The organism is Lentzea sp. NBRC 102530 (assembly GCF_030269365.1).
Classification (GTDB): Bacteria; Actinomycetota; Actinomycetes; order Mycobacteriales; family Pseudonocardiaceae; genus Lentzea.
In genome coordinates this window covers 33,570-54,297 of sequence record NZ_BSTF01000002.1, presented here as the reverse complement: position 1 = coordinate 54,297, position 20,728 = coordinate 33,570, and the positions used below count along the sequence as shown (strand labels likewise).

The 20,728-nt window shown below is 72.4% G+C and carries 1 protein-coding gene; it reads right to left on the bottom strand.

Annotation, left to right across the window (positions count from 1 at the left end; genetic code table 11):
- Position 1: 1 nt before the first annotated feature.
- Entirely contained in the window at positions 2-20,539 is a 20,538-nt protein-coding gene (locus tag QSK25_RS04150; protein ID WP_285633059.1) for a type I polyketide synthase, read from the bottom strand.
- Positions 20,540-20,728 lie beyond the last annotated feature (189 nt).

Genomic DNA, 20,728 nt, shown 5'->3' with positions numbered 1-20,728 from the left:
ATCAGGAGTTCTTGGTGTCGAGGGCCATCTCGACGAGGTTGTCGATGTCCATGTCGTCGATCGAGTCCCCTTCGTCAGCGACCGGTTCCGCTTCGCCGTTCGCGAGCCGCAGCAACGCGTCCAGCAGGCCTGCCTCGCGCAACTGCTCCAGAGAGAGGCCCGTGAGCGCCTGGCGCACCTCGGCCTCCGCGGTGTCACCGATCAGTTCGGTGCGCAGGAGGTCGACCAGGACGAGCGGGGTCGGGTAGTCGAAGACCAGGGTCGCGGGGAGCCGCAACCCGGTCAGGGTGTTGAGGCGGTTGCGCAGTTCGACCGCGGTGATCGAGGAGAACCCGAGCTCGCGGAACGCGCGGTCGGCCTCGACGGCACCGGCGGACTGGTGCCCGAGCACCGCGGCCGCCTCGTCCCGCACCAGGTCGAGCAGCACCCGGTCGCGGTCGTCCGCGGGCAGTGCCGTCAGCTTCGCCCGCAACGCGGCGCTGGTGTCCACATCGGACGCCTCGTCGCTCGCACGGCGCACCTCGGGCAGGTCCGCGATCAGCGGGCTCGGCCGGCCGGCGGTGAAGATCGGCGCGAACCGGGCCCACTCGACGTCGGCGACGGTGACCGCGCGGTCCCCGGACTCGACGGCCTGCCGCAGCGCGGCGATGGCCCGTTCCGGTGCCATGGCCGGAAGTCCGCTGCGGCGCAGCAGTTCGTCCTGGTCGCCGCCGGCCCACGGGCCCCAGGCGACCGAGGCTCCGGCGAGGCCGCGGGCCCGGCGCCGGTCCACCAGTGCGTCGAGGAACGCGCTGCCCGCGGCGTAGGCCGCCTGGTTCGCGGCGCCCCAGACACCCGCGGTCGAGGAGAACACCACGAACGCGTCGAGCGGCGTCTGGCCGAGCAGGTCGTCGAGGTGGGCGGCACCGAGGATCTTCGCGGAGAGGACCGCGGAGAACTCGGTGAGGTCCTGCTCCCCCACCGGGGTCGCCTGGGCGACCTCGACGGCGTGCACGACGGCGTCCGGCACGTGCTCGCCGACCAGTGCGGCGACCTGGTCCCGGTCGGTGACGTCGCACCGCACCACGGTGGTCCGCACGTCCAGGTCCGCGAGCAGTTCGTCCACAGGGCCGTCGTGGTCCGCGGTCAGCACCAGGTGCTCGGCGCCCGCTCCGGCGAGCCAGCGGGCGACCTGCCCGCCGAGGACCCCGGTGCCACCGGTCACCAGCACCGTGCCGCGGGGCGTCCACCCGCCGGTGGCCGGACCGGCCGGCGCGTGCGCCAGCCGTCGGGCCAGCACCCCGGAGGTGCGGATCGCGACCTGGTCCTCGGTGCCCGCGAGCACGTCGGCCAGGTGGTCGAGCGCGACGTCGTCCCACTGCGCCGGCACGTCGACGAGGCCACCCCAGCGGTCGGGGTGCTCCAGCGCGGTGACCAGGCCGAGGCCCCAGTTCTGGGCCTGGGCCGGGTCGCGCACCGGGTCGTCGGCGCCGGTTCCGACCGCGCCGCGGGTGAGGACCCACAGCGGCGCGGTGAGGCCCGCGTCGCCGAGTGCCTGCACCAGCACGAGGTTCTCCTCGGCGGAGCCGGCCAGGGCCAGCACGCCGTCCACGGTCCCGACCCCGGTCAGCGCCTCGGTGAGCGCGGCCCGGTCGGTCGAGGCCTCGACGGCGCCGACCTCGAGGCCGCGGTGCACGAGGCCGTGCCGCAGCGCGGTGTCCTCGGCACCGACGACGAGCCAACGCCCGGTGGGCTGCCCGCCGTGGGCGGCGACCGGGGTCCACTCGACGCGGTACCGCAGGCTGTCCGTGTCCGGCGTCTCGTCGGAGGTCAGCCAGAACCGCTCGCGCTGGAACGGGTAGGTCGGCAGGTCGGTCCGCCGCGTGCCGGAGCCCGCGAAGAACGGCGACCAGTCGACCGCCACGCCCCGTACGTGCAGACCGGCCAGCGCGGTGACGACCGAGCCGGACTCGGGCTTGTCGGCGCGCAGGGCGGAGACGAGCACCGCGTCGTGCGTGCTCTCCGCGCCCATCGCGGTCAGCACCGCGTCCGGGCCCAACTCCAGGAACGTGGACACACCGGCGTTCTCCAGCGTGGTGACCGCGTCGGCGAATCGGACGGCCTCGCGGACGTGGCGGACCCAGTAGTCCACCGACGTCAGCTCGGCGGTCGTGGCGAGCCGGCCGGTCAGGGTCGAGACGATCGGGATCCGAGGCGCGGCGAAGGCCAGTCCCTTGGCCACGACCCGGAACTCCTCGAGCATGGCGTCCATCCGCGGCGAGTGGAACGCGTGGGACACGCTGAGCCGCTTGGACTTCCGGTCGCCGAACTGCGCGACGACCTGCTCGACGGCGTCCTCGTCACCCGCGACGACGACCGAGCGGGGCCCGTTCACCGCGGCGAGCGACACGCGGTCACCCAGCAGCGGCGTGACCTCGGCTTCGGTGGCCTGCAGGGCGATCATCGCGCCGCCGGTGGGCAGCGCCTGCATCAGCCGGCCGCGCGCGGCGACCAGCGTCACGGCGTCGTCCAGCGTCAGCACGCCGGAGACGTGCGCGGCGGCCAGCTCGCCGATCGAGTGCCCGGCCAGGAAGTCCGGCCGCACGCCCCAGTGCTCGTAGAGGCGGAACAGCGCGACCTCCAGCGCGAACAGGGCTGGCTGGGTGTTGCCGGTCTCGTTCAGGGCCGCCGCGTCGGTGCCGAAGACGACGTCGCGCAGCGGCAGGTCGAACCGGGCGCAGACCTCGTCGAACGCGTCGGCGAACACCGGCTGGGTCTCGTAGAGCTCGCGGCCCATGCCGATCCGCTGGCTGCCCTGGCCGGTGAACAGGAAGGCGAGCCTCCCGTTCGCCGCGCTGCCGCGCACCACCTCGGGTGCGTCGGTGCCGCCGGCCACCGCGAGCAGGCCGCGGTCCAGGTCGTCCCGGTCACCGGCGATGATCACCGCACGGTGTTCCAGGTTCGCCCGGCCGGTGGCGAGGGTGAACCCGAGGCCGGCCAGGTCACCGTCCACAAAGGACTGGAGCTGGGCGGCCTGGGCTCGCAACGCCGCCGGGGTCTTCGCGGACAGCACGACCGGCACCACGGCGGCCTCGGCGGGTTCCGCGACCGGCGTGGCCGGTGCCTGCTCCAGGATCGCGTGGGCGTTGGTACCGCTGTAGCCGAACGACGACACACCGACCCGGCGGGCGTGGCCCGTCTCGGGCCACGGCGTGGTCTCCGTGGCCAGCTCGACCGCGCCGGAGCTCCAGTCGATCTGCGGCGACGGCTCGTCCACGTGCAGCGTCTTCGGCACCACACCGTGCCGCATCGCGAGCACCGCCTTGATCACGGCGGCGACACCGGACGCGGCCTGGGTGTGACCGATGTTCGACTTCACCGAACCGAGCAGCAACGGTGCCTGCCGGTCCTGGCCGTAGGTCGCGAGCAGCGCCTGCGCCTCGATCGGGTCACCCAGCGCGGTACCCGTGCCGTGCGCCTCCACGACGTCCACATCGGACGGTGCGACGCCCGCGCGGGCCAGGGCCCTGCGGATCACCCGCTGCTGCGAAGGACCGTTCGGCGCGGTCAGGCCGTTGGAGGCGCCGTCCTGGTTGACGGCGGTGCCGCGGACGATCGCGAGCACCTCGTGGCCGTTGCGCTGCGCGTCGGACAGCCGCTCGACGAGCAGCATGCCGACACCCTCACCCCACGCGGTGCCGTCTGCCCCGGCGGCGAACGCCTTGCAGCGCCCGTCGACCGCGAGTCCGCGCTGCCGCGAGAAGTCCACGAACGCGGCGGGCGTCGACATGATCGTCACGCCGCCGGCGAGCGCCAGATCGCACTCGCCGTCGCGCAGCGCCTGGGCCGCGAGGTGCAGGGCCACCAGCGACGACGAGCACGCGGTGTCGACGGTGACCGCCGGACCCTCGAAGCCGAACGTGTAGGAGATGCGGCCGGAGAACACACTGGCCGCGTTGCCCGTGCCGAAGTAGCCCTCCAGCTCGGGCGGCAGCGACGTCAGCTGCGAGCCGTAGTCCTGGCCGTTGGTGCCCGCGAAGACACCGACCTGACCGCCGCGCAACGAGGTCGGGTCGATCCCGGCCCGCTCGAACGCCTCCCACGAGGTCTCCAGCAGCAAGCGCTGCTGCGGGTCCATCGCCAGCGCCTCACGCGGCGAGATCCCGAAGAAGGCCGGGTCGAACTCCCCTGCCGCGTGCAGGAACGCACCCTCGCGGGCGTAGGACTTGCCCGGCGCGTCCGGGTCCGGGTCGTACAGCCCGGCCAGGTCCCAGCCGCGGTCGGCCGGGAAGCCGGTGACCGCGTCGCCGCCGTCGACCAGCAGCCGCCACAGGTCCTCCGGCGACGAGACGCCGCCCGCGAACCGGCAGGACATGGCGACGATCGCGATCGGGTCGTCCGCGACGGCCGTGGTGACCGTCGTCAGCTCGGCCGGCCGGGCGCCGAGGAGTTCACCGCGCAGGTGCGCGGCGAGAGCGGCCGTGTTCGGGTAGTCGAAGACGAGCGTGGCCGACAGGGTCAGGCCGGTCGACGCGACGAGGCTGTTGCGCAGTTCGACCGCGGTCAGCGAGTCGAAACCCAGGTCCTTGAACGCCCGGTCGGGCCGGACGTCGTCCGCGGAGCCGTGGCCGAGCGCGGCCGCGACCTGCTCGCGCACCAGTTCCACGAGCGTGTGCAGCTGTTCGCCCTCGGACAGCTCGGCGATCCTGCGGGCGAGCGTCGACTCCCCCGCCGCCGTGACGGTCTGCGCGGCGACTTCGGGGAGTTCGCTCAGCAGCGGGCTCGGCCGGACGGCGGTGAACACCGGCGCGAACCGGGCCCAGTCGACGTCCGCGACGGTGATCGTGGTGTCGCCGGACCGGATCGCCTGGCGCAGCGCGGTCATGGCGGCGGCCGAGTCCATCGTGACCACACCGCGGCGGCGCAGCTGCTCGGCTGCGTCACCCTCGACGGCCATGCCACCGTCCGCCCACGGGCCCCAGGCGACCGCCAGCGCGGTCAGGCCGCGGGCGCGGCGGGACTCGGCGAGCGCGTCCAGGTGCGCGTTCGCGGCCGCGTAGGCCGACTGGCCACCGCTGCCCCACACGCCGGCGATCGACGAGAACAGCACGAACGCGTCGACCTCGCCGACCAGCTCGTCCAGGTTTCGCGCACCGGAGACCTTGCCCGCCAGCACCTTCCGGAACGTCTCGGGGTCGTGTCCCTCGACGGCCTCGGTGTGGTCGACGCCGGCCGCGTGGAACACCGCCGTGGGCGGGTGTTCCGCGACCAGTGCGGCGACGGCGTCGCGGTCGGCCGCGTCGCACGCGGCGATCGTGACCCGTGCGCCGAGTTCTGCCAGCTCTGCCCGGAGTTCCGCCGCACCGGGGGTGTCGAGGCCACGGCGGGAGGTCAGGACCAGGTGCTCCGCACCCGCGCCTGCCAGCCACCGGGCCACGTGCCCGCCCAGCGCACCCGTGCCACCGGTGATCAGGACCGTGCCCCGAGGCGTCCAGGTCGAGCCACCGGCGACCGGCGCGTGCACCAGCCGGCGGCCGAAGACACCGCTGGCGCGCACCGCGACCTGGTCCTCGGACCCGGCCAGCACGGCGGCGAAGCGGTCCAGGGCGCGGTCGTCGAGCGTGCCGGGCAGGTCGGCCAGACCACCCCAGCGCTCGGAGAGCTCCAGCGCCGCGACCCGGCCGAAGCCCCACAGCTGCGCGGCTTCCGGGTCGACCGCGTCGTCCGCGCGGCCGACGGTCACGGCGTTCCGCGTCACCAGCCACAGCGGCGCGGCGACAGCGGCGAGTGCCTGCGTCACGGCGAGCGCCTCGGCGACATCGGCCGGGAACGCCAGCACACCGTCGAACTCACCGAGTCCGGCCACCGTCGCGAGGTCCGTGACGGTGACGACCTCGACACCTCGTGCCACCAGCGAGTCCACGACTGGGTCGGCACCCACGGCCAGCCAGCGACCGGAAACCTCGGCCTGGGCCGCCGAGACCGGCTTCCACTCGACCCGGTAACGCCACCCCTCCACAACCGACTCACCGCGGCTGTCCCGCCGCCAGCGGGACAACACCGGCAGCACCGCGTCAAACGCTTGCGAGTCCTCCTCGCTCAACGTCGCGCCGAGCGACTCCAGGTCCTCGCGCTCGACGGCGTCCCAGAACCGGGCCTCGATCGAGTCCGCCACGCGGGCGGAGGCCGTCTCCAGCCACAACCGCTCGCGCTGGAACGCGTAGGTGGGCAGATCCACCCGCCGCGCACCGGTGCCGGCGAAGAACTTCGCCCAGTCGACCTCGGCACCACGGGCGTGGACCCGGCCGAGCGCGGTCAGCAGCGACCGCGCCTCCGGCCGTCCCTTGCGCAGGGCGGGCACGAACGCCGCGCCGCCACCGGCCATGGCCGACAGCACCGCGTCCGGGCCCAGCTCCAGGAACGTCGTGACGTCCTGGGCCTCGAGCGCCGCGACGGCGTCGGCGAACCGGACCGTGTTCCGGACGTGGCTCACCCAGTACTCCGGGTCGCTCACCTCGCCCAGCATCGCGATCTGGGGCTCGTGGAACGTCAGTTCCGTGACCACAGCCCGGAAGTCGTCGAGCATCGGGTCCATCAACGGCGAGTGGAAGGCGTGCGAGACGGCCAGTCGCTTGGACTTCCGGTCCGGGAAGCGCGCGACGACCTGCTCGACCGCGGCCTCGTCACCGGCGACCACCACCGCGTCCGGCCCGTTGACCGCCGCGAGCGACACCAGGTCCGTGAGCAGCGGCAGCACTTCCGCTTCAGTGGCCTGCAAAGCCACCATCGCGCCGCCCTCGGGCAGGGCCTGCATCAGGCGAGCCCGCGCCGACACCAACGTGGCCGCGTCCTCCAGCGAGAGAACACCGGAGACGTGGGCCGCCGCGATCTCACCGATCGAGTGGCCGGCCAGGAAGTCGGGCTTGACGCCCCACGACTCGACAAGGCGGTACAGCGCCACTTCCAGCGCGAAGATCGCCGGCTGCGTGAACTCCGTGCGGTCCAGCTCCTCGTCCCGCACATCAACCAGAGCAGCAACCTCGTCGAACGCCTTGGCGTACACGGGGAACGCCTCGTACAGCTCACGACCCATGCCGGCCCGCTGACTGCCCTGCCCCGTGAAGAGGAACGCGAGGCGACCCGGCACGACCGTCGCCGGCTCCACCGAGCCGAGGCCCGCGACCAACTCCTCCTGGTCGGCGGCGACCACGACGGCCCGGTGCTCGAACCGGGCCCGCGTCGTCGCGAGCGAGAAGCCGAGGTCCGTCAGGTCCACCGGCTCCGCCCCGGCGAGGCGTTCCGCTTGCTCCCGCACCGCTTCCGGCGACTTGGCCGACAGCACGACCGGCACCAGCGGCAACGGCGTGCGGTCGACGGTCGACGGTCGAGCGGCAGGAGCCTGCTCGATGATCACGTGGGCGTTGGTGCCGCCGATGCCGAACGACGACACACCCGCCCGGCGCGACCTGCCCACCGCGGGCCACTCCCGCGACTCGGTCAGCAGCTCAACGGCCCCGGACTCCCAGTCCACGTGCGGGGTCGGCTCTTCCGCGTGCAACGTCTTCGGCGCGACACCGTGGCGCAGCGCCATCACCATCTTGATCACACCCGCGACACCGGCAGCGGACTGCGAGTGCCCGATGTTGGACTTCAGCGACCCGAGCAGCACCGGCTGCTCGCGGTCCTGGCCGTAGGTGGCGAGGATGGCCTGGGCCTCGATCGGGTCACCGAGCTTCGTGCCGGTGCCGTGCGCCTCCACCACGTCGACGTCCGAAGTGGACAAACCAGCGTTCGCCAGCGCTTGCCGGATGACCCTTTGCTGCGACGGACCGTTCGGCGCCGTCAACGTGCTCGACGCACCGTCCTGGTTCACCGCCGAACCCCGCACCACCGCAAGAACCTCGTGCCCGTTGCGACGAGCATCCGACAACCGCTCCACCAGGAGCATGCCGACGCCCTCGGACCAGCCCGTGCCGTCCGCGTCGGCGGAGAACGCCTTGCACCGGCCGTCCGGCGAAAGGCCGTTCTGCATCGCGAACTCGGCGAAGATCGCCGGCGTCGACAGCACCATCACGCCGCCCGCGAGCGCGAAGTCGCACTCGCCGCGCCGCAGCGCCTGCACCGCGAGGTGGATCGCCACCAGCGACGACGAACACGCGGTGTCGACCGTCAGCGCCGGGCCTTCGAGGCCGAAGGTGTAGGCGATCCGGCCGGACATCACGCTCGGCGTGCTGCCGGTGAGCAACAACCCCGCCAGCTCGTCGGGAACGACCTGGCCCGCGGTGCCGTAGTCGGTCGAACTGCCACCGATGAAGACACCGGCCTGGCGGCCCCGCACCGACGCCGGGTCGATCCCGGCCCGCTCGAACGTCTCCCACGTCGTCTCCAGCAGCAACCGCTGCTGGGGGTCCATGGCGAGGGCTTCACGCGGCGAGATCCCGAAGAAGTCGCGGTCGAAGTCCATGGCGTGGTCGACGAAACCGGCACCGGCGACGTCGAAGTCGAACTCCTGCAACTGCCAGCCGCGGTCGACGGGCAACGGCGAGATCGCGTCCGTGCCCGTGGCGACGAGCTCCCACAGGTCCTCCGGCGACCGGACCCCACCGGGGAAGCGGCACGCCATCGACACGATCGCGATCGGCTCGTCCGACCCGATCGTCGCGGCCACCGCCTGCACGGGCGCCTCGTCGGCAGACCCCACCAGCTCGCCGCGCAGGTGCACGGCCAGCGCCTGCGGGGTCGGGTAGTCGAACACCACCGTCGCCGCCAGGCGCAGACCCGTGGCAGCGCTCAACGTGTTGCGCAGTTCCACCGCCGACAACGAGTCCAGGCCCATGTCGACCAGCCCGCGGGTCACCTGCACCTGCTGCGCCGACGAGAACCCCAGCACCACCGCGACCTGACCGCGCACCAGGTCCAGCAGCACCTCGTCCTGCTCGGCGACCGACAGCGAACCCAGCTTCTGGCTCCACTGCGACGCTCCCACGACGACACCCGACGCGTTCCTGCGCGCCGGCACGCGGACCAGGCCGCGCAGCAACGGGTGCAGGTCGGTCTTGCTGCCCCGCAACGCGACGAGGTCGAGCTTCATCGGCACGGAGACCGGTTCGTCCAGCACGAGCGCGGAGTCGAACAGCTCGAAGCCCTCGGCGACCGACAGCGCCGGCATCCCGGCACGGGTCATCCGCGCCAGGTCCACCCGGGACAGTCCGGCGCCCATGCCCGTGCTCTGGTTCCACAAGCCCCACGCGAGCGAGACGCCCGGCAGCCCGAGGAAACGACGGTGCGCGGCCAGACCGTTCAGGTACGTGTTCGCGGCCGCGTAGTTCGCCTGGCCGGGAGAGCCCATCAACCCGGCCGTCGAGGAGAACAGGACGAACATCGCCAGGTCCCGATCACGGGTCAGCTCGTGCAGGTGCCAGGCGGCGTCGACCTTCGGCGCGAACACCGTGTCGAAACGCTCCGGCGTCAACGACTCCAGAACACCGTCATCCAACACACCAGCCGTGTGCACGACACCGGTCAGGTCCCTGATCCCCTCGATCACCGAGGCAAGCGCTCCACGATCGGACACGTCACACGCGACCACCTCGACCTGCGCGTCCAGCTCGGCGACCAGCTCGGCCGCACCCGGCGCGTCCACACCACGACGAGAAGTCAGCACCAAACGCCGCACACCGTGCTCGGCAACCAGGTGACGGGCCAACTCCGCGCCGAGCCCACCGGTACCACCGGTGATCAGCACCGTGCCCTCGGGGTCCAGCGGAGCCGGCACGGTCAGCACGACCTTGCCGATGTTCTTGGCCTGCCCCAGGTACCGGAACGCCTCCGGCGCGCGGTGCAGGTCCCACGTCGTCACAGGCAGCGGACGCAGGTCACCCGCGTTGAACCAGTCGTACAACCGGGTCAGCAGTTCGCCGATGCGGTCGAACCCGGCCTCGATCAGGTCGAACGCCCGGTAGCGGACGGAGTGCTCGGCGGCGACGACGTCCGCGTCGCGGACGTCGGTCTTGCCCATCTCCAGGAACCGGCCACCCGTGCCCCGCGCCACCAGGCGCAGCGACGAGTCGACGAACTCACCGGACAACGCGTTGAGCACCACGTCCACACCACGGCCGTCGGTCGCGGCGGTGAACTGCTGCTCGAAGTCCGTCGTGCGCGACGACGCGATGTGGTCGTCGTCCAGGCCGGCGGCCCGCAGCACGTCCCACTTGCCGGTGCTGGCGGTGCCGAACACCTCCGCGCCGAGCAGCTGGGCCACCTGCGTCGCGGCCATGCCCACACCACCGGCGGCGGCGTGGATCAGGACCTTCTCCCCGGCCTGCAGCCCACCCAGGTCGTCCAAGGCGTACAACGCGGTCAGGTACACCAGCGGCACACCGGCCGCCTGGGTGTACGACCAGCCGTCCGGGATGCGGCAGACCTGCCGCCGGTCCGCCACCGCCACCGGCGCGAACGCGGCGGAGAACATGCCCATCACCCGGTCGCCGGGCGCGAGGTCCGTGACCCCGGCGCCCACCTCCAGCACGACGCCCGCGCCTTCCAGACCCATCAGGCCGGCGTCACCCGGATACATGCCGAGCACGTTCATCACGTCGCGGAAGTTCACGCCCGCGGCGCGCACCTCCACCCTGACCTCACCGGCGCCCAGTTCGGACTCGGCGGCGGGCCACGGGATGGTGACCAGGTTGTCGAAGGTGCCCTGCTCGGTGAAGTCCAGTCGCCACGGGCCGTCGCCCGCGAACGGCAGCACCGAGCCGGCGAAACCACGGGCCAGGCGAGGCGCGAAGGCCGCACCGGAACGGACGGCCACCTCGCTCTCGCCCGACAGGACGACAGCGGGCAGCAGGGCGTCCAGACCGTCGACCACGTCGGCGTCGACGAGCACGATCCGGTCGAGGTGCTCCGCCTGCGCGGCACGGACCAGACCGGACACCGCCGAGTGCGCGAGCGACGTCACGTCCTCACCGGGCAGCACCGACACGGCACCGCTGGTCACCACGACCAGCACGGACTCCTCGTCCTCGGCCAGGAAGCCCCGCACGTCGGTGAGCACCCCGCCCACGACGTCCCGGACGTCGCCGTCCGGCACCACCAAGGTCATTAGACGCGGCGCGCCGTCCACCCGGTCCAGGGACAGCGGAGCCCACTCGACGCGGAACAACGAGTCGGACTGGCCGGCGCCCGACTTCAGCAGCTGACCACCGATCGGGCGCAGCACCAGCGAGTCGATCCGGGCCACCGGCACACCGGCGCCGTCGGCCACGCTCACCGAGACCGCGTGCCCGCTCGGGGAGATCCGGGCCCGCAGCACCGAAGCACCCGCCGCGTGCAGGGTCACGCCGTTCCACGAGAACGGCAGCGAGGCACCCTGGTCCTTCTCCGACTCCAGCCCCAACGCGTGCAGCACGGAGTCCAGCAACGCCGGGTGCACCCCGAACTTCTCGGCCTGACGGTGCTCCGACTCGGGCAGCGCGACCTCGACGAACAGGTCGTCGCCCGACCTCCAGGCCGACTTCAGGCCGCGGAACACCGGACCGTAGGCCAGACCGCCCTCGGCCAAGCCGTCGTAGAGGTCCGACGGGTCCAACACGTCCGCACCGGCGGGCGGCCACACGCTCAGGTCGAAGCCCGGCGCGACCGCCTCGTCCGACAGCACGCCGACCGCGTGAGTCGTCCAGACGTCGCCGTCCTGCGCCAGCACGGTGACCGTCCGGCGGCCGCCGTCGACCTCGCCGACCACGACCCGGACGTTCACCCCGGCAGCGGTCAGCACCAGCGGCTGCTGCAACAGGAGTTCTTCGACGTGCCCGCAGCCGACCTCGTCACCGGTGCGGATCACCAGCTCGACCAACGCCGTCCCCGGCACGACCGCGGCACCCGCGACGACGTGGTCGGCGAGCCAGCGATGGGTGTTCAGGGACAGGTGCGCGGTACCGAGCACCCCGCCGTCGGGCATCGCGAACACCGCGTCCAGCAACGGGTGCTGGGCCGAGTCGCGTCCGCTCGTCGAGGTCGAGAAGTCGAGCCAGAACCGCTCGCGCTGGAACGGGTACGTCGGCAGGTCGACCCTGCGCGCGCCGCAACCGGCGAAGTAGGCGGTCCAGTCGACCTCGACGCCCCTGGCGTGCACCCTGCCGAGCGCCTGCACCAGCGACCGCGCTTCCGGCCGGCCCTTGCGCAGGGTCGGCACGAACGCCGCGACGTCGCCGCCCATCGCGGACAGCACCGCGTCCGGACCGAGTTCCAGGAACGTCGTGACGTCCCGGGACCGCAGCTCCGCGAGCGCGTCGGCGAACCGGACGGTGTCGCGGACGTGGGTCACCCAGTGCTCGGGGTCGGTGACGTCGCCCAGCATCGCGATCCGGGGTTCGTGGAACGTCAGTTCCGTGACCACCGCACGGAAGTCGTCCAGCATCGGGTCCATCAACGGCGAGTGGAACGCGTGGGACACGGTGAGGCGCTTGGACTTGCGGTCCGCGAACTGCGCGATCACGGCTTCCACCGCGGCCTCGTCACCGGCGACGACGACAGCGTTGGGCCCGTTGATCGCGGCGAGCGAGACCAGGTCACCCAGGTGCGGCGTGACCTCGTCCTCGGTGGCCTGCAACGCCACCATCGCACCGCCTTCCGGCAGCGCCTGCATCAACCGCGCACGAGCCGAGATCAACGTCGCCGCGTCCTCCAGCGACAACACACCGGCCACATGAGCCGCCGCGATCTCACCGATCGAATGCCCCGCCAGGAAGTCCGGCCGGACACCCCACGACTCGACGAGCCGGTACAGCGCGACTTCGAGCGCGAAGATCGCGGGCTGGGTGAACTCCGTGCGGTCCAGCTCGTCGTCCCGCACGTCGACCAGCGCGGCGACCTCGTCAAAAGCCTTGGCGTAGACGGGGAACGCGTCGTACAGCTCACGACCCATCCCGGCTCGCTGGCTGCCCTGACCGGTGAACAGGAACGCCAACCGGCCCGGCACCACCGTCGCGGGTGCGACCGCGGCCAGTTCACGGACGAGTTCGTCCTGGTCCGCGGCGACCACCACCGCCCGGTGGTCGAACCGGGCCCGCGTCGTCGCGAGCGAGAAGCCGAGGTCCGTCAGGTCCACCGGCTCCGACGCGGCCAGGCGTTCCGCCTGCTCCCGCACCGCTTCCGGCGTCTTCGCCGACAGCACGACCGGCACCAGCGGCACCGGCTTGTGCTCGACGGTCGACGGCCGCGCGGCAGGGGCCTGCTCGACGATCAGGTGCGCGTTGGTGCCACCGATGCCGAACGACGACACACCCGCGCGGCGCGGACGACCGCGGTCCGGCCACGACCGCGACTCGGTCAGCAGCTCGACCGCTCCGGACTCCCAGTCCACGTGCGGAGAGGGCTCGTCGGCGTGCAGCGTCTTCGGCACGACACCGTGCCGCAGCGCCATCACCATCTTGATCACGCCACCGACGCCGGCGGCGGACTGCGAGTGGCCGATGTTGGACTTGAGCGACCCTAGCAGCACCGGCTCGTCGCGGTCCTGACCGTAGGTCGCGAGCACCGCCTGCGCCTCGATCGGGTCACCGAGCTTCGTGCCGGTGCCGTGCGCCTCGACGACATCGACGTCCGAAGTGGACAGACCGGAGTTGGCGAGCGCCTGGCGGATCACGCGCTGCTGCGACGGGCCGTTCGGCGCCGTCAGCGTGCTCGACGCACCGTCCTGGTTCACCGCCGAACCCCGCACCACGGCGAGCACCTCGTGCCCGTTGCGCTTCGCGTCGGCGAGCCGTTCGAGCATGATCATGCCGACGCCCTCGGACCAGCCGGTGCCGTCCGCGTCGGCCGAGAAGGCCTTGCAGCGGCCGTCCGGCGAGAGCCCGTTCTGCTTGGCGAACTCGGCGAAGAGCGCCGGCGTCGACAGCACCATGACGCCACCGGCCAGCGCGAAGTCGCACTCACCGCGGCGCAGCGCCTGCACGGCGAGGTGGATCGCGACCAGCGAGGAGGAGCACGCGGTGTCGACGGTGAGCGCGGGGCCTTCGAGGCCGAAGGTGTAGGCGATCCGGCCGGACATCACGCTCGGGGTGCTGCCGGTGAGCAGCAGGCCCGCCAGCTCGTCGGGCACGACCTGCCCCTGGGAACCGTAGTCCGTGGCGCTACCGCCGACGAACACGCCCGCCTGGTTGCCGCGCACGGTCGCCGGGTCGATCCCAGCCCGCTCGAACACCTCCCAGGAGGTCTCCAGCAGCAGGCGCTGCTGGGGTTCCATCGCCAGCGCCTCGCGCGGGGAGATGCCGAAGAAGTCGTTGTCGAAGTCCATGGCGTGGTCGACGAAACCACCACCGGCGACGTCGAAGTCCAGGTCCTGCAACAGCCAGCCGCGGTCGGCGGGCAACGGCGAGATCGCGTCCCGGCCCGTGGCCACGAGGTCCCAGAGGTCCTCGGGCGACCGGACCCCACCGGGGAAGCGGCAGGCCATCGACACGATCGCGATCGGCTCGTCCGAGCCGACCGTCGCGGCCACCACCGCCTGCACGGGCGCCTCGTCGGCTGACGAGGCCAACTCGCCCCGCAGGTGTGCGGCGAGCGCCTGCGGCGTCGGGTAGTCGAACACCACGGTGGCCGGCAACCGCAGCCCCGTCGCGACGCTCAACGTGTTGCGCAGCTCGACCGCGGACAACGAGTCCAGGCCCATCTCGACCAGACCGCGGGTCACCTGGACCTGCTGGGCCGAGGAGAACCCGAGCACCACCGCGACCTGGCCGCGCACCAGTTCCAGCAGCAGCTCGTCCTGTTCCGCCGGGGAACGACCCGCGAGCCGCGTCGTCCACGACGACGGCTCGGACTTGCCGCCCGCGGCCGCGGCCCGCCGGTGCTGCGTGCGGACCAGGCCGCGCAGCACCGGGTGCACCTCGTCGGCTCCGCGCAGGGCGGCCAGGTCGAGCTTCATCGGCACGGCGACGGCCTCGTCCAGCACGAGTGCCGAGTCGAACAACGCGAAGCCCTCGGCGATCGACATCGCCGGCATGCCGGCCCGCGCCATCCTGGCGAGGTCCGCCTTGGTCAGGCCGGACCCCATGCCCACGTGCGAGCTCCACAGGCCCCACACCAGCGAGACGGCGGGCAGGCCGAGGGAACGGCGGTGGGCGGCGAGGCCGTTGAGGTAGGTGTTGGCGGCCGCGTAGTTGGCCTGGCCCGGCGACCCCAGCACACCGGCCGTGGACGAGAACAGGGCGAACACCGCCAGGTCGCGGTCACGGGTCAGCTCGTGCAGGTACCACGCGGCGTCGGCCTTGGGGCCGAAGACGCTGTCGATGCGTTCGGGCGTCAGCGACTCCAGCACACCGTCGTCGAGAACACCGGCCGTGTGCACGACACCGGTGAGGTTCTCGATGCCCGCGACCACGGCCGCAAGCGCATCGCGATCCGACACGTCACAGGCCACGACGTCGACCCGCGCGTCCAGTTCCGCGACCAGCTCGGCCGCGCCCGGCGCGTCCAGACCACGACGTGACGTCAGCACGAGGTGCCGGACGCCGCGCACCGTCACGAGGTGGCGCGCCAGCTCCGCACCGAGACCACCGGTGCCGCCGGTGATCAGCACCGCGCCCTCGGGGTCGAGCGGCGCCGGGATCGTGAGCACGACCTTGCCGATGTTCTTGGCCTGGCCCAGGTACCGGAACGCCTCGGGCGCCCGGTGCAGGTCCCACGCCGTCACCGGCGACGGGTGCAGCACGCCCGCGCTGAACCAGTCGTAGAGCTGGTAGAGCATCTCGCGGATGCGGTCGGGGCCCGCCTCGATCAGGTCGAACGCCCGGTAGCGGACTCCGGGGTACTGCGTGGCGACCTCTTCAGGGTCGCGGACGTCGGTCTTGCCCATCTCCACGAACCGGCCGCCACCGCCCAGGCCGGTCAGCCGCAGCGAGGCGTCGACGAACTCGCCCGACAGCGCGTCCAGCACGACGTCGACGCCGCGGCCGCCGGTGACGGCGGCGAACTGCTGCTCGAACTCCGTGGTGCGCGAGGACGCGATGTGGTCGTCCGGGATACCGGCCTGGCGCAGGATGTGCCACTTGCCGGTGCTGGCCGTGCCGAACACCTCGGCGCCGAGCTGGCGGGCGACCTGCGTCGCGGCCATGCCGACACCACCGGCGGCGGCGTGGATCAGGACCGACTCGCCGGCCTGCAGACCGGCGAGGTCACCGAGTCCGTAGAGCGCGGTGAGGAACACCAGCGGCACACCGGCCGCCTCGGCGTAGGTCCAGCCGGCGGGCATGGGGCAGACCATGCGCTCGTCGGCGACCGCGACCGGGCCGAAGGCGGCGTCCATCATGCCCATCACCCGGTCGCCGGGCGCGAGACCGTCCACTTCGGACCCGACCTCGAGCACGACACCGGCGGCTTCGAGGCCCATCAGGCCCGCGTCACCGGGGTACATGCCGAGCGCGTTCATGACGTCGCGGAAGTTGACGCCCGCCGCGCGCACGGCGATGCGGACCTGGTTGGGTTCCAGGTCGTCCATGGCCTGGGGCCACGGGATGGTGACGAGGTTGTCGAACGTGCCCTGCTCGGTGAAGTCGAGGCGCCACGGCTCGTCGCCGGCGAACGGCGTGACCGAGCCCGTGAAACCACGGGCGAGCCGCGGCACGAACGCCTTGCCGCCGCGGACCGCGACCTCGCTCTCGCCCGAGGCCGCGATGGCCGGCAGCAGGTCCTCGAGCTCACCCGGCGCGTCGGCGTCGATCAGCACGATCCGGTCGACGTGCTCGGACTGGGCGGCGCGGACGAGGCCGGACACCGCGGCGTGCGCCAGGTTCGGCACGTCCTCGCCGGGCAGCACGGCCGCGCCGCCGGTGGTGACGACGGCCAGCACCGACTCGTGGTCCCCGGCCAGGAAGGCCTGCACGTCGGCCAGCACCCGGCTGACGACGTCGCGGGTCTCGCCGTCCGGTGCGACCACCGTGACGACCCGTGCCGCGCTGCCCTCGCGCTCCAGCGAAAGGGGGTTCCAGTCGATGCGGAACAACGAGTCCGGCTGACCGGACCCGGCCTTGAGCTGACCACCGATGGGCCGCAGCACCAGGGAGTCGACCTGGGCGACCGGTGCGCCGGTCTCGTCGGCGACCCGGACCGAGACCGCGTCGCCCTGCCCGCTCGGCGAGATCTTCGCCCGCAGCACCGAGGCGCCGGAGGCGAAGAGGGTGACGCCGTTCCAGGAGAACGGCAGCGAACCGCCCTGGCCCTTCTCCGCCTCCAGGCCGAGCGCGTGCAGCACCGAGTCGAGCAACGCCGGGTGCAGCCCGAACTTGGCCGCCTGCCGGTGCTCCGACTCGGGCAGCGCCACCTCGGCGTACACGTCGTCACCGGACCGCCAGGCCGCGCGCAGGCCGCGGAACACCGGGCCGTACACCAGACCGGCGCTCGCGAGGTCGTCGTAGACGCCGTCGAGCTCGATCTCCTCGGCGTCCGCCGGCGGCCACGTCTTCAGGTCGAAGCCCGCCGCCACCTCGTCCTGCGCCAGCACACCGACGGCGTGCGTGGTCCACGCGGAGTCGTCCTCGCCGTCGGGTCGCGTGTAGACGGTGACCGTGCGGCGGCCGGAGGCGTCCGCCTCGGCGACCGCGATGCACAGCGTGACCGCGCCCTTCGCCGGCAGCACCAGCGGTGCCTGCAGCAGCAGTTCGTCCAGGTGGCCGCAGCCCAGCTGGTCGCCCGCGCGGATGGCGAGTTCGACGATCGCGGTGCCCGGCACGACCACGTTGCCCGCGACGACGTGGTCGGCGAGCCAGGCGTGCGAGGAGCGGGACAGCCTGGCGGTGAACAGGGTTCCGCCGTTGGGGGTGGAGAGCACGGCGCCGAGCAGCGGGTGGTCGGCCGCGCCGAGACCGGCGGCCGTCACGTCGTGCACCACACCGGTGGAGTCGATCCAGTAACGCTCGCGCTGGAACGCGTAGGTGGGCAACGAGATCGGCCGCGCGCCGGATCCAGCGAAGTAGCCGGACCAGTCGACCCGCACGCCGCGGCCGTGGATCCGGCCGAGCGAGGACACGATGTTCTGGACCTCGTCGCGGTCCTTGCGCAGGGCGGACACGAGCACCGCGTGCTGGACGCTGTCCGCACCCATCGCGGTGAGCACGCCGTCCGGGCCGAGCTCGAGGAACGTCGTGACGCCTTCGGTTTCCAGTGCGCGCACGGCGTCGGCGAACCGGACCGCCTCGCGCACGTGCCGCACCCAGTACTCCGGCGAGGTGATCTCCTCGGCCGTGACGAGCGCACCGGTCAGCGTGGAGACGATCGAGGTGGACGGAGCGTTGAAGGTCAGCTTCTGCACCACGGCGCGGAAGTCCGCCAGCATGCCGTCCATCTGCGGGGAGTGGAACGCGTGCGACACGCTGAGCCGCTTGGCCTTGCGGTCCGGGAACCGCGCGGCGATCTGCTCGACGGCGTCCTCGGCGCCCGCGACGACGACCGAGCGCGGGCCGTTGATCGCGGCGATCGAGACGGCGTCGGTGAGGTGCGGCAGCACCTCCTCCTCGGTGGCCTGCAACGCGAGCATGGCACCGCTGCCCGGCAGCGCCTGCATGAGCCGGCCCCGTGCGCTGACCAGTGCGGCCGCGTCCTCCAGGGACAGCACACCGGCGACGTGCGCGGCGGCGATCTCGCCGATCGAGTGGCCCGCCAGGAAGTCCGGCCTGACGCCCCACGACTCGACGAGGCGGTAGAGCGCGACCTCGATCGCGAACAGTGCGGGCTGGGTGAACTCGGTGCGGTTCAGCAGGTCCGGAGTGGACAGTGCCTCGGCGAGCTCCGGGTCCAGGTGGGCGCAGACGGCGTCGAACGCCTCGGCGAACACCGGGAACGCGGCGTGCAACTGCTGCCCCATCCCGATCCGCTGGCTGCCCTGCCCGGTGAACAGGATCGCGGTCCGGCCCTTGACGGCCGCCTCCGGCAGGGGCGCGTCGGTGGCGAGCCCGTCCAGTGCGGCGAGCAGGTCCTCGGACCCCGTGGCGACGACCGTCGCCCGGTGGGCGTGGTGGGTGCGCCGGGTGGCGGCGGAGTACGCGAGGTCGGCCAGGTCGGCCCCGGCCCGCACCGCCTCGGCGAGCCTGGCGGCGTTGGCGCGCAGGGCGTTCTCGGTCTTGCCCGAGACCAGCACGGGCACGACCGGCAGCGCGGCGCGGGACTCCTCGCCCGCCTCCTGCTCCGGTGCCTGCTCCAGGATGGCGTGCGCGTTGGTGCCGCTGTAGCCGAACGACGACACACCCACGCGGCGGGCGCGGCCCGTCTCGGGCCACGGCGTCGTCTCGGTGGCCAGCGTGACGGCGCCGGCGTTCCAGTCGATCTGCTTCGACGGCTCGTCCACGTGCAGCGTCTTCGGCACCACGCCGTGCCGCAGCGACAGGACGGCCTTGATCACGGCGGCGACACCGGCGGCGGCCTGCGTGTGGCCGATGTTCGACTTGACCGAGGCCAGCAGCAGCGGGGTCTCCCGCTCCTGGCCGTAGGTGGAGAGGATGGCCTGCGCCTCGATCGGGTCGCCCAACGCGGTGCCCGTGCCGTGCGCCTCGATGACGTCGACGTCCACCGAGGACAGTCGGGCGTCGGCCAGCGCCTGCTTGATGACCCGCTGCTGCGACGGGCCGTTCGGCGCGGTCAGGCCGTTCGACGCGCCGTCCTGGTTCACCGCGCTGCCGCGCACGACGGCGAGGACCTGGTGGCCGTTGCGCTGCGCGTCCGACAGCCGCTCGACGAGCAGCATGCCGACGCCCTCGCCCCACGCCGTGCCGTCGGCGGCGGCCGCGAACGACTTGCAGCGCCCGTCCATCGCGAGTCCGCGCTGACGGGAGAAGTCGATGAACGCGGCGGGCGACGACATGATCGTCACGCCGCCGGCCAGCGCCAGGTCGCACTCACCGTTGCGCAGTGCCTGGACGGCGAGGTGCAGGGCGACGAGAGAGCCGGAGCAGGCCGTGTCGAGCGTGACCGCCGGGCCCTCGAAGCCGAACGTGTAGGAGATGCGGCCCGAGAACATGCTCGCCGCGTTGCCGGTGCCGAGGTGACCTTCCAGGCCGTCCGGGGTGTCGCCCTCGAACAGCGTGACGTAGTCCTGGCCGTTGGTGGAGGTGAACACACCGGTCCGGCTGCCGCGCAACGTCTGCGGGTCGACGCCCGCGCGTTCGAACGTCTGCCACGCGGTCTCCAGCAGCAGGCGCTGCTGCGGGTCCATCGCCAGCGCCTCACGCGGCGAGATGCCGAAGAACCCGGGATCGAATTCCGCGACACCGTCGACGAACGCACCTTCGGCCACGTAGGACGTGCCCTGGTGGTCGGGGTCCGGGTGGTAGAGCGACTCGAGGTCCCAGCCGCGGTCGGTCGGGAACGGCGCGATGGCGTCCCGTTCCGCGACGACGAAGTCCCAGAACTCGTCCGGTGACGAGACACCACCCGCGAAGCGGCAGTCCATCGCGACGATCGCGATGGGCTCATGCCCCTTGGCCTCCACCGCCTGCAGGCGTTGGCGCGTGTTGTGCAGGTCCGCCGTCACCCGCTTGAGGTAGTCGCGAAGCTTCTGCTCGTTGGACATTCAACGCCACCTCTTCAGGGCAACCGGCACGTCTCGGGGTAAGTCCGACAGACCTCTGGACCGAAAACTAACGAGGGGGCCGTCAGGGACAACACCCCTGACGGCCCCCTACGCGTCCCCTAGGGCGCCCGTTCCGAAAAGAATCGGGAAATCCCTAAAGAAAAGGTTGGGAAAACCTTAGAAAAATGC